At 72.3% G+C, this 14,218-nt stretch carries 14 protein-coding genes and 1 pseudogene; 8 read left to right on the top strand and 7 right to left on the bottom strand.

Annotated features, from left to right (window positions below; all coding sequences use genetic code 11):
• Positions 1-312, top strand: a pseudogene (locus HW577_RS10745) (M28 family peptidase); the annotation flags it as partial.
• Between the two features lie 6 nt (positions 313-318).
• On the opposite strand, the gene HW577_RS10750 reads toward HW577_RS10745, so the two are convergent.
• The 5 genes from HW577_RS10750 to HW577_RS26885 all read right to left on the bottom strand — a co-directional run bounded on the left by HW577_RS10750 (position 319) and on the right by HW577_RS26885 (position 5,579).
• Complete coding sequence (locus tag HW577_RS10750) at positions 319-1,692, bottom strand: LLM class flavin-dependent oxidoreductase (RefSeq protein WP_198376137.1); 1,374 nt, start codon at positions 1,690-1,692, stop codon at positions 319-321.
• A gap of 13 nt (positions 1,693-1,705) precedes the next feature.
• Positions 1,706-3,271: an ABC transporter substrate-binding protein gene (locus HW577_RS10755; protein ID WP_198376138.1), complete on the bottom strand. Its 1,566-nt coding sequence runs from the start codon at positions 3,269-3,271 to the stop codon at positions 1,706-1,708.
• Positions 3,272-3,276: 5 nt separating this feature from the next.
• Entirely contained in the window at positions 3,277-4,650 is a 1,374-nt protein-coding gene (locus tag HW577_RS10760; RefSeq protein WP_198376139.1) for an LLM class flavin-dependent oxidoreductase, read from the bottom strand.
• A gap of 224 nt (positions 4,651-4,874) precedes the next feature.
• Positions 4,875-5,153, bottom strand: a complete 279-nt coding sequence (locus HW577_RS10765; protein WP_198376140.1) for a hypothetical protein — start codon at positions 5,151-5,153, stop codon at positions 4,875-4,877.
• 300 nt (positions 5,154-5,453) lie between these two features.
• Positions 5,454-5,579: a hypothetical protein gene (locus HW577_RS26885; protein WP_269769532.1), complete on the bottom strand. Its 126-nt coding sequence runs from the start codon at positions 5,577-5,579 to the stop codon at positions 5,454-5,456.
• Here HW577_RS26885 and HW577_RS10770 point away from each other — a divergent pair.
• On the top strand, positions 5,553-5,816 hold the full coding sequence (locus tag HW577_RS10770; RefSeq protein ID WP_198376141.1) for a cupin domain-containing protein: 264 nt from the start codon (positions 5,553-5,555) through the stop codon (positions 5,814-5,816). The two genes, HW577_RS26885 and HW577_RS10770, sit on opposite strands and share 27 nt — an antisense overlap.
• A 494-nt stretch (positions 5,817-6,310) precedes the next feature.
• On the opposite strand, the gene HW577_RS10775 is transcribed toward HW577_RS10770, so the two are convergent.
• Positions 6,311-6,700, bottom strand: a complete 390-nt coding sequence (locus tag HW577_RS10775; RefSeq protein WP_198376142.1) for a VOC family protein — start codon at positions 6,698-6,700, stop codon at positions 6,311-6,313.
• A 65-nt stretch (positions 6,701-6,765) separates the two neighbouring features.
• Between HW577_RS10775 and HW577_RS10780 the strand changes: the two genes are divergently transcribed.
• The 5 genes from HW577_RS10780 (at position 6,766) to HW577_RS10800 (ending at position 11,894) form a co-directional block, all read left to right on the top strand.
• Positions 6,766-8,151 carry an ABC transporter substrate-binding protein gene (locus tag HW577_RS10780; protein WP_198376143.1) on the top strand — a complete coding sequence of 462 codons (1,386 nt, stop codon included), beginning with the start codon at positions 6,766-6,768 and terminating at the stop codon, positions 8,149-8,151.
• Between the two features lie 11 nt (positions 8,152-8,162).
• Positions 8,163-9,014: a sulfurtransferase gene (locus HW577_RS10785; protein ID WP_198376144.1), complete on the top strand. Its 852-nt coding sequence runs from the start codon at positions 8,163-8,165 to the stop codon at positions 9,012-9,014.
• Between the two features lie 28 nt (positions 9,015-9,042).
• A complete protein-coding gene (locus HW577_RS10790) occupies positions 9,043-10,014 on the top strand; it encodes a Bug family tripartite tricarboxylate transporter substrate binding protein (RefSeq protein WP_198376145.1) in 972 nt (323 codons plus the stop codon).
• A gap of 267 nt (positions 10,015-10,281) precedes the next feature.
• A complete protein-coding gene (locus HW577_RS10795) occupies positions 10,282-10,956 on the top strand; it encodes an RraA family protein (RefSeq protein WP_198376146.1) in 675 nt (224 codons plus the stop codon).
• Positions 10,957-10,973: 17 nt separating this feature from the next.
• Positions 10,974-11,894, top strand: coding sequence for an alpha/beta fold hydrolase (locus HW577_RS10800; protein ID WP_198376147.1), 921 nt, complete (start codon positions 10,974-10,976; stop codon positions 11,892-11,894).
• 60 nt (positions 11,895-11,954) lie between these two features.
• Here the strand turns inward: HW577_RS10800 and HW577_RS10805 are convergent, their stop codons facing one another.
• The gene (locus HW577_RS10805) at positions 11,955-12,941 is read right to left on the bottom strand and encodes a Tim44 domain-containing protein (RefSeq protein ID WP_198376148.1); all 987 of its coding nucleotides are present in this window, start codon (positions 12,939-12,941) and stop codon (positions 11,955-11,957) included.
• 144 nt (positions 12,942-13,085) lie between these two features.
• Between HW577_RS10805 and HW577_RS10810 the strand changes: the two genes are divergently transcribed.
• Positions 13,086-14,218: hypothetical protein (locus tag HW577_RS10810; protein WP_419956583.1), on the top strand; the 1,133-nt coding region annotated here is incomplete at its 3' end.

Genomic DNA, 14,218 nt, shown 5'->3' on the forward strand with positions numbered 1-14,218 from the left:
GCCGAGGTCGCGCGGCGTGCGCCATCGGCGGGTGCCGGGGCGGCGGCGCGTGCGAGTGCCGCGCTGATGCGCGTCTCCCGCGCGCTGGTCCCGGCCGACTACACGGCCGGCGACCGCTTCACCCACCCGCATGCCCTGCCCATGCCGGCCTGGGCCACGCTGCAGCCGATCCGCGACCTTGCCGCGACGGTCGTCGGCAGCGATGCGGCGAGGTTCGCGGCAGTGGATGCGCTGCGGGCACGCAACCGGGTCGCCCTCGCGCTGCGCGAGGCCGAGGCGGCGATGGCCGAGGCGCTCGGCGCGCTCGGCTGACGCGGTTCAGTCCGCGGCCCGGCTGGCCGCGCGCCGCGCGGCGGTATGGCGGTTCTCGGGCACCCGCAGGCCCAGGTTCTCGCGCAGCGTGCGGCCCTCATAGGCCGTGCGGAAGATGCCGCGGCGCTGGAGTTCCGGGATGACCAGGTTCGAGAAATCCTCGAAGGGCTTCGGGTAGTAGTTGCAGATCACGTTGAAGCCGTCGGCGGCGTCCTTCTCGAGCCATTCCTGCAGTTCGTCGGCGATGTATTCGGGCGTGCCGACCAGCACGCGGTGGCCCTGCGCGGCGGAGACGGAGCGCGCCACCTGGCGCAGCGTCATGCCGTGCTTGCGCGCCATGTCCATGATCAGCTTCTGGCGGGACTTGGCCGAATTCGCCTCCGGCAGGTCGGGCATCGGCCCGTCCAGCGGGTAGGAGAAGATGTCGACCCCGCGGGTGAAGCGCGCAAGCGCTGCCAATGCGACGTCGTCCGGCAGCAGCGCCTGCAGCTGGTCGTACTTTTCCTGCGCTTCCTCCATCGTACGGCCGATCACGGGCGTGATGCCGGGCATGATCTTGATGTCGTCGGGGCTGCGGCCGTACTTCGCCGTGCGGCCCTTCACGTCGGCGAAGAATTCGCGCGCCGCGTCCAGCTCGGTCTGGGCGGTGAAGACCACGTCAGCGGTGCGCGCGGCAAGCTCGCGCCCGGGCTCGGAGGAGCCCGCCTGCGCCACCACTGGTCGCCCCTGGGGCGTGCGGGAGACGTTGAGCGGCCCGCGCACGTGGAAATGCACCCCATGGTGGTCGAGGAAATGCATCTTGTCGCGGTCGAACCAGATGCCGCTCTCCTTGTCGCGCAGGAAGGCGTCCTCCTCCCAGGAATCCCAGAGGCCGGCGACGACTTCGTAAAACTCGATCGCGCGCTCGTAGCGCGCCGCGTGGTCGACATGGGTGTCGAGGTTGAAGTTGCCGGCCTCATCCTCGATCTGGCTGGTCACGAGGTTCCAGCCGCAGCGGCCATTCGAAATGTGGTCGATCGTCGCGAAGCGGCGGGCGATGTTGTAGGGCTCGTTGAAGGTGGTGGTCGCGGTCGCGACCAGGCCGATATGGGTCGTTCCCATCGCCAGCGCCGCGAGGCAGGCCGTGGGTTCCAGCTTGACGATCCGCGACAGGCGGGTGCGCGTCAGGTCCCCGGCCTTGAGCGCGTCGGACCCGCCGACGGCGACCGTATCCTGGAAGAAAATGGTGTCGTAGAGCGCGCGTTCGGCCATCTGCGCGAGCCGCATGTACCAGCCGAAATCCATGTCGGTCTCGGCCACCGCCTCGGGGTGCCGCCAACCGGCGAGGTGGTTGCCGGGCACCGAGAGGAAGGCGCCAAGCTTCAGCTGCTTCTTCGTCATCGGATGGGCTCCTTCAGCGGGCGGCGCGGATGCCGGTGGCCATGGTGTACTGGTCCCCGCGCGGGGTCAGCGTCAGGTTGCGCGTCGTGCCCCAGCCGGAGCGTACGAAGAAGACCGGCACGATCGCCGCCTCCTCCATCGCGCGGCGGACGGCCTGGCGCGTCAGATCCTCGCGCCGGGCATCGTCGAGCGTCGTCTCGATCCGCCCGATCAGTGCGTCCAGCACGGGGTCCGAATAGCGCCCACGGTTGGATGCGCCATGGCCGAGCTGCGGGTTGTAGGTGCGCAGGATCGTGCTCATGCCTTCCGGCGCCGCGCCGGTGGTGGTGAAGAACATCGAGGCCGAGACGGAGAATTCCGGCCCGCCCGCCGCCGGCGCACGGTTGGCGCGGCGGAAGAAGATCGCCGAGGGCAGCGCCTCGACCTCCGTGCGGACGCCGATGGCGGTCAGCATCTGGCCGATCGCCTGGCACGATCGCGAATCGCCGGCGAAGCGGTCACCCGTGCAGTGGATGGTGAGGCCGAAACCCTGCGGGTAGCCGGCCTCGGCCAGCAGGGCCCGCGCCCGGGCCGGGTCGTAGGCCGGAATGCCGAGGTCCGGCACATGGCCGATGAAGCCGGCGGGCGCGATCTGCCCGGCGGGCTCGGCGCCGCCTTCCATCGCCCGTTCCGCCAGCGCGGCGCGGTTGATCGCGTGCGAGAGCGCGAGCCGCACGCGCCGGTCCTGCAGCGGGTTGCGATCGAGCGGCTGGCCGTCAAGGCCGGTCACGAAGGTCGATCGGTCCCGGCCGCTGTCGATATACAGGTAGAAGTTGAAGCCGGATGTCGCGGTCACGAGGCGCAGGCGCTGGTCGCCGCGCACCCGCCCGTAGAGCGCCGGCGGCACCGAGTCGACCACATCCACGTCGCCGGCGAGCAGCGCCGAGACGCGCGCGCTGTCGTTGGGGATGAATCGGTAGACCACCCGCTCCCAGGGCTCGGGCGGCGCCCAGTGGCGCGGCGCGCGCTCGATCGTCACCTCGGCGCCGCGGTTCAGTCTTACCCAGCGATAGGGGCCGGTGCCGACCGCCGCGCGGCCGCCGTTGAAGTCCTCGTCGGTGGCGTTCTCGCCCACGGCGGCAGCCGAGACGATCATGATCGAGGCCAGGTTGTTGGGCAGCAGCGGTGATGGGCCGTGGGTGCGGATGCGAACGGTGCGCGCATCCACCTCCTCCACCGCCAGTACGCTGCGCATCTGCGCGCTGTAGGTGCGCAGGCCGCGCGCATCGCCCGCGCGGCGGAGGGAGAAGGCGACATCCGATGGGCGCAGCGGCGTGCCGTCGTGGAAGGTGACGCCCTCGCGCAGGCGGAACTCCCAGGTGGTCTCGTCCACCACGTGCCAGGATTCCGCGAGGCCGGGCACGGGCAGCAGGTTGGCGTCCTGGTGCACGAGGGATTCGTAGACATGCATCTGCACATTGCGATTCGGGCTGTAGGACTGGTGCGGGTCGGATCCGTCCACCGCCGCCTTCATGCCGATGCGCAGCGTCTGCGCCGCGGCAGGCAGCGCGGCCAGCGCCAGCGCCAGCGCGATCGCCACGCGCCTCACTGCGCCGCGCTCCCCAACATGCGCGATAGCGCCGCGCGCCGGGCCGCGACCGCGCGGTGCTCCGGGTAGTCCAGGCCGAGATTCTCGCGCAGGGTCGTGCCCTCATAGGATGTTCGATACAGGCTGCGGCGCTGCAGCTCCGGGATCACCATCTCGACCACCTCCTCGAGCCCACCGGGCAGCCAGGTTGGCAGCAGGTTGAAGCCGTCCGCGGCGCCACCGTGGAACCATTCCTCCATGGCGTCGACGATGTCCGCCGGCGTGCCGATCACGATGCGATGCCCGTTGCCCCCGGCGATCGACAGATAGAGCTGGCGGATCGAGAGGTTCCCCCGCCGCGCCATGTCGAGGAAGATCTGCCCGCGGCTGTGGTCGCGCCGGCTCGACGGCTCGGGCACCGGGCCGTCGAGGTCGTGGCCCGACAGGTCGCCGAGGTAGTTCGCCAGCGCACCGAGCCCGACCACGGGCTGCACGAGATCCTGCAGCACCTGGTAGGCATCCTGCGCTTCCTGCCGCGTGCGCCCGGGCACCGCCATGATGCCCGGCATGATCTTCAGCTGGTCGGGTTCGCGCCCGTACTTCGCCATGCGTCCCTTCACGTCGTCGTAGTAGGCACGTGCATCCGCCAGCGTCTGCGCCGCGGCATAGACGACATCGGCGGTTGCCGCGGCGAGCTCGCGCCCCTGGTCGGACGCGCCCGCCTGCACGATGACAGGGCGGCCCTGCGGCGTGCGCTGCACGTTCAGCGGACCAGCGACGCGGAAATGCGCGCCCTCATGGTTCAGCAGATGGACCTTTTCGGGGTCGTAGTTGAGCCCGCTCGCCTGGTCGCGGACGAAGGCGTCATCCTCCCAGGAATCCCAAAGGCCCTTCACGACCTCGACGAATTCGGCGGCGCGGTCGTAGCGCCCGGCCTTGGGCGGGGCGCCGACCAGCCCGAAATTCTGCGCCTCCATGTCCGTCGCGCTGGTCACAACGTTCCAGCCCGCGCGCCCGCCGCTGATGTGGTCGAGCGAGGCGAATTTCCGCGCGACGTGGTAGGGCTCATTGTAGGTGGTCGAGGCCGTCGCCACGAGCCCAACGCGCTCCGTCACCATCGCGAGCGCGCTCAGCAGCGTCAGCGGCTCGAACTGCACGTTCTTACATGTGTGCGACAGCGCACCCTTCGGGACATCGTTGAAGCGGATGCCGACGCCGTCGGCGAGGAACGCCATGTCGAGCAGTCCGCGCTCCGCTGCCTGGGCCACGCGTACCGCGTGCTTCAGCTCCATGTTGCCGCCGGCGGAGGCGCCCGGATGCCGCCAGGCCGCAAGGTGGTAGCCCATCCCGATCATCGAGACGCCAAGGCGGATCCTGCGCGGCGCGGCCATGCCGAAGCCCTCCGGTGCTGTGCCGGCGCGCGGGCCGTTCGCCGCCAGGACGGCGCCTGTCCACCACGCCAGGATGCAAAGGGGACACGGCCCGCCGGCGCGTGGCAATACGCATTCTGGCGCGCACGGCGCGAATCATCGCGGGTGGATACGCCGATGCCCGTGATCCGGTCGCGCGCGGACTGTCCTGCGCTTCCGCTGGGCAGGACGATGCGCGCGCCCGTTCAGGCGAATGGCGTGGGCCGCGGCAGACCCAGAAGATCGCACAGCGTCGTCCCCGCATAGGCGCGGCGGAACAGCCCGCGTGCCTGGAGGATCGGCACGACAAGGTCGACGAAGTCGTCGAAGCCTACGTGGAAATAGGGGGGCATGATGTTGAAGCCGTCCGCCGCGCCGCCCTCGAACCATGCCTGCAGCGTGTCGGCGATGGTCTCGGCCGAGCCGCACAGAACCCAGTGTCCGCGCGCCGCGGCGATGAGGTTGTAGACGTCGCGCAGCGTCATTCCTCCCCGCCGCGCCTTGGCGAGCACTGCGCGCGAAGCTGTGATAGGTTACGGGCAGCGGCAGGTCAGGTATCGGCCCGTCCAGCGGATAGCCCGACATGTCGGTGCCGAAGCGGTCGGACAGCAATTGCAGCGCGTTGGTCGAATCGATGAAGCCTTGCAACGTGGCGAGCTTCTCGAACGCCTCGCGATCCGTCCGCCTGACCACGGGCATGACGCCGGGCAGCACCGTCACCTGCGACGCGCACCGCCCGAAGCGCGGGCAGGCGCGCCTTCAGCCCGTGGTACTGCGCGCGCGTCTCACGCGCCGGGCGTCGCCGCGATGGCGCCCAGCACATCCGACAGGCGCGGCAGCAGATGCGGGCGGATGCCGAAGACCAGCACCGCGCCTTCCCACACGTGCCCGGCGAGGACCAGCCCGCGCATCGGCACAATTCCGCCGCCATCACGCTGGTGCTGCACGGGCAGGACTGCCATTCGATGGTGGCCGGCGAAGCGCGCCGCTGGAGCGTCGGCAACATCCTGGTGACGCCGCTGGGCGACCCGCATTCGCGTCACAGTGCCGGGCCCGTGCAGGCGCGGTTCCTGATCGCCCAGAAAGGCGCGCTGCACTACCACGCCCGCACGATGGGCTTCGTGTTCCTGGAGGACGTGCCGGCCTGACGCTGCCGGAGCACCGCCGACCACGTCGCGCACGCGCTGCCGAGGGCCTGATGGCCGGAAGGCAGGCGCATGGCGGGCGGTCAGCCGGCGGCAGGGCGGATGCCTTGGCGCCGACATTCGCCCGTTGGAAGAAGCCATTCGCCGGAATGGGCGTGGTGGAGATCCGGCGCGTGATGCAACGCGAGGAGGCGAAGGCGAAGCGCAGGCGCCCCGCCGCGGATCTGAACCCCGCGCGTCCGTGCTGCAGGACATGCTGTGCCGGACGTGGTGAAGCCTGCAGCCGCGCTTCCCGAAGAAACCTGCGTCAGCGGGGTGTCGTCGGCGTCGCCGACCGATCCTGTATCGGGGCGGACGCGGCCGTCCCGGCTTCGGATCCCGGAGGCAGGCCCATGTCAGCCCCGCCTTCGCCCTGGCCGAACGTCCGCCGGGTCGTCCGCGCGTCCACGATCGTCGCCCCCCCCTGCCGCGCTGCCTGGGGGCGGTGCCCGCCTGCGCTACGTGGCGGTGAAGAGCCGTGCCACCTCGGGGTGGTGGAAGCGCTGCACCTCGATCGCGTAGCCGGCCGGATCCTCGAAGAAGAAGTGCTCGCAATACGTCCCGCGCAGGATCTCCGACAGGCCCGCGACGCCCGCCGCCTTCATGCGCGCATGCCAGCCGGCGACATCCTCGTCCACGATCGTCAGGAGCACCGCGCTCCTTGGCTGGTGGCGCAGATGGCCGCGGTTGCCGTCCACGATGCCGAAGTAGTTGCGCCCTGCGATGCGGTAGATCCGCGCCAACCCCTGGTCGAGCACGAGTTCGAAGCCCATGACCTGTTCGTAGAAGGGCGCAGCCTCCGCGATGTCGTCGTAGTAGAAGAAGGTGATTGCATATTCGGCGGCCATGTCGTTCTCCTGGTGCGGCGGGACGCTACGGGGCAGGTGAACCGCGTCAATCCGGGGAGACGCGGGTGGTGCTGACGGTCGCGATGGAGCGCGTGGACTTCCTGCCCCCGGGCCGCGTGACCGACGACACCTCCATCCTGACGCTGCGCAGCCTGGTCTTCGAGCCGCTCTGCGGCTGGCGCGACGGGCGGGTGCTGCCGGGCCTGCTCGCCGCCTGGCACCACGAGGACGAGGGCAGGCGCTGGACCTTCGCGCTCCGTGCGCATGCGGTCTTCCACGACGGCCAACCCTGCACCGCCGAGGACGTGGCCGCGGCGATCCGCGCGCATCTCGGCGGCGTCGACATGTTCGGCATGCCCTGGGCCTATGCGCGCTACCTCGCCGGCGCGCGAATCACGCCGGAGGGGCCGGGCCTCCTCTCGATCGCGACACCCGAGCCCGTCGCCGACCTGCCCGAGATACTGTCGGAGTTCTTCGTGATGCGCACCGACGGCCATGGCATGGCAACCGTCGGAACCGGACCCTGGCGCGTCCTCGGCAACGAGCCCGGCGTGGCGACGCTGATCGAAGCCGTCGATCCGACCCGCTCGCCCTCGCGGATCCGCCTCCTTCCCGAACGCGACCCGGATATCCGGCATGGCCTCGTGCAGGAGGGCCTCGCCGACGTCGCGACCAATCTCGAGCGCATGACCGACCCCACGGCGCGGGCCCCGGGCCTCGTCTGGGGCACCGCGCCGAACACGCTGTCGGTCATGTACTACCTCGACTGCCGTCGCGGACTCTTCGTCCATCCCGCGGCGCGGCTTGCCGCGAACCATGCCGTCGATGCCCGGGCCATCCTGCGCGACGCGCTGCACGGGATGGGCGTGCCCGCATCGACCATCGTCAGCCCCTTTCACCTTGGCCATGCGGAGGCCGCCCTCTCGCCCATTCCCTACGACCCCGACACTGCCCGGCGCCTGCTCGATGCCGCCGGCGGCCCGTCCGCCGAGGTGCTGATCCGCACGCCGCGGCACATGCCTGAGAAGGCGCCCCGGATCAGCGCCATGGTCGCGCAGTACCTCGCCGGCATCGGCATCCGCGTCCGCATCGAGGAGGAGGCGGATCGCCCCGAATATGCCCGCCAGGTTGGCCGCGGGCAGATCGGGGACATGGCGATCTTCGACAGCTCGCCGGCTTCCACCTTCCGCGTCCTGAACGACAAGATCTCCTCCTCCGTCCGAGGGCAGTGGTGGCAGGGGCACGACGACCCGGTGCTGGAGCCGATGATCGCGGCGGCCAACCGCACCATGGACCATGCGGCCCGCGCCGCCGCCTATGGCCGCTGCCTGCGGCGCCTCCAGGACAATCCGCCCTGGCTGTACCTGTTCCATCCCGTCGAGGCCTTCGCAGCGCGACCCGGCACGCCACCGCTCGCGCTCGATCACCGCGGCGTGCTGAGCCTGGCCTGAGGAAGCGCCCCATGGACCCGCGCGCGAGCGTCTTCATCACCGCGGCCGCCCTTGCCCACCGCATCGCGGCCGGGAAGCCGACCTCGATCCTGGCCGTGCGCAACGCGGGGCCGGAGGCGCTGCCCGGCTTCGCTAACATGGCGCGCATCCCCGGCGCGGTCGATGCCGACCTGCCCAGCCAATTCGCCTCCCCCGGAGGCGGCACGCTCGGCAGCCGCCCGCTCCCGCCGGTCGAGACGTTGCAGCGCGACGCCCTCGCCTGGGGGCTCCGGCGCGGCGTGCCCACCGTGCTCTACGACCATGACCGCTGCCTGACCGCCGCGCGCGGCTGGTGGGTGCTGCGCTGGGCGGGGCTCGGGCAGGTGCTGCTGCTCGATGGCGGTTTCCCGGCTTGGATTGCGGCCGGACTGGCCGTCGCGACGGCGCCCGGTGATCCGCCGCCGGGCGATGTCGTGCTCTCGCCCGGTCACATGAGGGTGCTGGACGCCGACGCGGCGGCGACGATCGCGCGGAGCGGCGTGCTGCTCGATACCCGCATCCGCGGCAACTACATCGGCGGCGCCGTCGCGCCGGGGGAGGCGCCGCGCGGGCACATCCCGGGCTCGGTCAGTTCCCCGGCCGCCGATGCGCTGACCGAGGCGGGTAGCTTCCTCGACGGCGCGACGCTGCGGCACCTCTATGCCGCGCTTGGCGCCGACGGGACGCGCGCGGTGGGCGTGACCTGCGGGGCCGGCATCTCGGCCGCGCACGGCATCGCCGCCCTCGCCTCGATCGGCATCGATGCCGCGCTGTTCCCGGGTTCCTGGTCCGCCTGGAGCGCCGACCCCGCCCGCCCGGTGGTGGTCGGCGCGACGCCGGGCTGATCCGCCCCTATCGAAAGGACCACAGATGATGATCCGCCGCCGCCGCCTGGCCCTCCTTCCCGCCGGCCTGCTCGCCGCCCCGGCGCTCGCGCAGGACGGGCCGTGGCCGAGCCGCCCGGTGCGGCTCGTCGTCGCCTTCCCGCCGGGGGGGCTGACCGACACGTTCGGGCGCATGATGGCCGACCGCCTGCAGGCGGAGCTTCGCCAGACCGTGGTGGTCGAGAACCGTGGCGGCGCAGGCGGCACCACCGGGACGCAGATGGCGGTGCGGGCGGCGCCGGACGGCTACACGCTGGCGGTCGCCGCGCCATCCACGCATGTGACCGGACCGATCCTGTTTCCCTCCACTGGCTATGACGGGGTGAGCGACGTCACCCCGGTTGGCGCCTTCGCGACCATTGCCTCGATCGCGGTGGTGCATCCCTCGGTCCCGGCGAACTCCGTGGCGGAGTTGGTGGCGCTGGCGAAGGCGCGGCCGGGCACGCTGAACTTCGGCTCGGCCGGCGCGGGGGGCTCGGTCCACCTCGCCGGCGAGTTGTTCAAGATGCGCGCGGGCGTAGACATCGTGCACGTGCCTTATCGCGGCGGTGCCGCGATGCTGACCGACCTTCTGGCCGGTCGCGTGCAGATCGCATTCGACAACCTCCCGCAGATCCTGCCGCATGTGAGGACCGGCGCCGTGCGCGCGCTGGCGGTCACGAGCCGCGAGCGGTCGCGCTTCGCGCCCGAGCTGCCGACCATGATCGAAGCCGGCGTGCCCGACTACGACGTCACGTCCTGGTTCGGACTGACGGCGCCGCAGGGGACGCCGCCGGTCATCGTCGAGCGGCTGAACGGCATCCTGCGCGCCATGGTGGCCGATCCCGCCGTGCAGGCGCGGCTCGAAGGGGTGGGCGCCGAGCCACTCTCCATGACAGCCGGGGAATTCGGCGCCTTCCTGCGCGCCGAGCGCGTGCGTTATGCGGAGATCATCCGCGTCAGCGGCGCGCGGGTGGATTGAGCCGCCACGCCTTCCCATCGTCGGGCCGCATCCGACGCGGCGGGGCGAAGATGGGGGGTCCTCGCCACCCGCGGCGCATCCCCGGGCGCTTCAGGTTGCGAATGCGCGATGGACGTTCGGCATCAACGTCTCGATCCCTGACCGCTCCCGTTTCCTTCCGTTGCGGAATGGTGCCGGCCGGCGGGCGACTTCCCCATCCCCCCGCCTTCCGCGCCGGGCCGCGCCGTGCTGGATTGCCGGGCCATTCGTCCCGAGGACCGTCAAGACATGCCCATCGGCTTCCGCATCGCCCCCGTCACCGAGCGCGTCGACCCCGCGCTTATCGCCCGCGCGGCGAAGCTGCCCGCCGCCAATATCGGCGATGTCATGAGCCGCATGCAGACCATGCGCGGCGGCTTCCGCCCCTTCGGCGGCAAGAAGGTGATCGCCGGCCCCGCCTTCACCGTGCGTGCCCGCGCGGGCGACAACCTGCTGCTGCACCGCGCCTGCGACATGGCCGCGCCCGGCGACATCATCGTGGGTGACGGCGCCGGCGACCTGTCCATCGCGCTGATGGGCGAGCTGATGATCGGCCACGCGCTGACACGCGGCGTGCAGGGCATCGTGCTCGACGGCGCGGTGCGCGACGTCGATGCGCTCGCCGCGCTCGACATCGGCGTCTGGGCCTGCGGAGCGACGCCGTCCGGCCCCTACAAGGACGGGCCGGGCGAGATCGGCCACCCGATCTCCTGCGGTGGCCAGGTGGTCATGCCGGGCGACCTGATCGTCGCCGACGCCGACGGCGTGGTGGTGGTCCCGCGCGCCGAGGCCGCCGCCGTCATCGCGCTGGCCGAGGCGCACAACGCCAAGGAACAGAAGGCGCAGGCGGCGATCGACGCGCGCACCTACGACCGCGCCTGGGTGACGGAAAGCCTCCGCGCCAAGGGCTGCGAGGGCGCCTGATGCGGCGGGCGCGGCGGATGCTCGCCTGGTCCGCCGCCGCGCTCCTCATCCTGCTGCTGGGCGCGGCGATCGCGCTGCGCACACCCGATGCGGACCGCGCCGCGCTGGAAGCGGCGCATGCCGGCCCGCCGTCGCGCTTTCTTGAGGTGCTCGGCGTGCGCGTGCACCTGCGCGACACCGGCCCGCGCGACGGGCCGGCGGTGCTGATGCTGCACGGCTTCGGCGCCAGCCTGCACACATGGGAAGGCTGGGCGGCGGGGCTCGGAGACCGCTTCCGTGTGATCCGGCTCGACCTGCCGGGCTTCGGGCTGGCCGGGCCCGATCCCGGCGGCGACTACACCGATGCGCGCGGCGTGGCGGTGCTCGCGGCGCTGCTGGATGCGCTTGGCGTCGAGCGCGCCGCGGTCGTCGGCAATTCGCTCGGCGGGCGGCTCGCCTGGCGCTTCGCGCTGGCCCATCCCGACCGCGTCACGCGGCTGGTGCTGGTCGCGCCGGATGGCTTCGCCGAGCCCGGCCGGGCGTATGGCGAAAGGGAAGGCGCGCCGCCCCTGATGCGCCTGCTGCCCTGGACGCTGCCGCGCGGGATGTTGCGGGACACGCTCGCCGCCGCCTATGGCGATCCGGCCCGTCTGACGCAGGCTGAGGCGGCGCGCGCCCATGACCTGATGCGCGCCCCCGGCGTGCGCCACGCCATGGTCGCGCGGATGGACCAGCGGATCATCGACGATCCGCGCCCGCTGCTGCCGGGCCTCGTGATGCCCGTGATGCTGCTGTGGGGGGAGCGCGATCGCGTCATCCCCGCCGCCCATGCGCGGGACTGGCTGGCGGTGCTGCCGCGCGCGGCGCATGTGGAACTGCCGGGCCTGGGGCATGTGCCGCAGGAGGAAGCGCCGGAGGTTTCGCTGCCGCCCGTGCGCGCCTTCCTGGAAGGCCCATGAAAAAACCCCTCCCGCACGGGGCGGGAGGGGGCCTTGGTCTGCGCCGCGCGCAGCGAGGGATCAGCCGGTCTGCTGGATCGCCGAGAGCATCCACCGGCCGGCCGGCGCCTGCCGCACGAAGGTCCAGATCTCGGTCGCCGTCTGGCGCTCGGTCGTGCTGCCCTCGACCACCGCGCCCGTCGCGTTGTCGAAGGTGGCGTCGAGCATCGAGAAGCGCATGGCGACGGTGGCGTAGTCCTGGCCTTCCTCGGCCCAGGCCTCGGACAGGTCGCCCTGCTCGAGCCGGACGTCGCGCGTCTCGTTGCGCCAGTTGCGGGCCTCCAGGTCGCGCATGTCCTGTGCGAAGTAGGACACCATCTCCGGCGTCGCGATCGCGCGAAGCCCGGCCAGGTCGCGCTTCGACCAGGCCGCGTTGATCTCGACCAGCGTCTGCTCGAAGGCCTTGTAGTCGGCCGGGCCGATCGAGACCGGCGCGAGCGCCGGCTTGTCCGCCGCCATCGCGCCCTTCATGCCGCCGCCGAGGCCGCCCTGGGCCTTCGGCTCCGGCTGGGCCTGGAAGGCGTAGCCCTGCTGCGGGCCGGCGGCGACCGCCGGGCGGCGGCCACGCACCAGGCGGATCACGAAGAACACCGCGAGGCCGATCAGCGCGATCTGCAGCAGCATGCCCAGGATGGCGCCGAAGCCCGCACCGCCGGCGAAGAGCCCGTAGCCGAGCAGGCCGCCGATCAGCCCGCCCATCAGCAGCGCGCCGCCGAAGGAGCCGAGGAAGCCGCGGTTCTGCGTCGCGGCCGCGCCGGCCATGCCCGGGCGCGCGGCGGTCGTCGCCGCATTCGATGGGGTGCCGGGCTGCGTTGCCGTCCGGTCGAAGCGCTGCGCCGCGCCTGGCGCGGTCTGCGTCGGCGGGGGGGCGGAATAGGTCTGGCTGCCGCGGCTGCCCGAGGAACTGCGCCCGCCGGGCCGCGCCTCGGCGAAGGCGGGCAGCAGGACGAAGGCCAGGGTCGCCATGGCGGCGAGGAGGAAAGCGGGGCGGCGCATCGGGTCGGACATCTCCGGCAGGTTGCTTGGATGTCATATACGATATCGGAGGAGGAATTTCGATGGGGTGAAGCGCACACGCTTCCTTCACCCTCTGCGCTCATCCTCGTTCCACGCCCGGGGCCATCCCCGTGGCGCCTCCGCAGGATGCAGGGGATGCCGCCGCTGGAACACTCGACCGCCGATGCCGCGGCCGCGCCGCCCGGACCAGGTCCGGATGCGATCCGTCGCGCCATGCGCGGGCCTGCGGGCCGCGCCGCGCTGATCATGCCGGCACCGCCCGAGGCGGGCCGACGCCGTGTCGCCCTTGCCTTGCTTGAGGAAGCCGGCCGCGGGCGCGGCGGCGCCGTGTTGGAAACCGCCGACGGCGCGCTGCTGCTGACCGATTGCCTCGCGCCTGACGCCGACCGCGCCGCTTCGGCGATCGAACGCCTGTTCGGCCAGCTACCCGAACGGCTCGACCCCGCCATCGACGTGGCGCGCCTGCTCGCCTTGCCTGCGCCCGCGCCGGCGCAGCCGCCACCCCCTCAGCCGGCCGCGGGCGGCATCGAGCGCCTTGCCGATGAGGTTCCCCTGGCGCAGCTGCTGCGCCGGGAGGGTCTGCTGATGCTGGCCCCGGGGCAGAGGCGGCGGCTCGCGCTGCTCCGCCTGCGGCTGCCGCACTCCGCCCTCGCGCCGAGCCTCGGGCCGGCCGGGCGCGATCCCGATCTCGTCCGCCATGCGCGGGACCGGCTGCGCGCGCGCCTTCTCTCCGCGCTGGCCGACCCGGCCCAACGCGACGCCCTGCTCGGCGGCGCCCCGCCCGTGCCGCTGATGCTCGACCTGCCGGCGCGGCTGCTGCCGGATGCACCAGCGGGCGGGGATGACGATCCGTCCGGCACGCCCGCCCTGATCGCCGCCCTGACGGCGGGGGAGGCGATGGCCAACGACCTTCCCGCGCGCCACGCCGCGCTGCGGCGCGTGGGCTGGGGGGTGGCGGTGCGCGGCCTGGACGCGACGGCGCTGTCCCTCCTCGCGCTCGAGGCGCTGCCCGCCGACCTGCTGCTGCTGCACTGGTCGCCGGCGCTGCTCGGCCGTGCGCCGGCGGCGGCGCTGCGCCGGATCGACCCCGACCGGCTGGTGCTGACCGACGTCGATGGCGAACAGGCGCTGGAATGGGCGCTCGCACTCGGCATCTCGCGCTTCGCGGGGCCCTGGATCGCGACCTTGCAGGCCGCGACGCGCATGGCCGCCTGCCCGCACGCCAGCGCCTGCACGCGGGCGCAATGCGCCGCGCTGGCCGCCGCGGG

Origin of the sequence: Neoroseomonas rubea (assembly GCF_016106015.1) — a bacterium.
Classification (GTDB): Bacteria; Pseudomonadota; Alphaproteobacteria; order Acetobacterales; family Acetobacteraceae; genus Neoroseomonas; species Neoroseomonas rubea.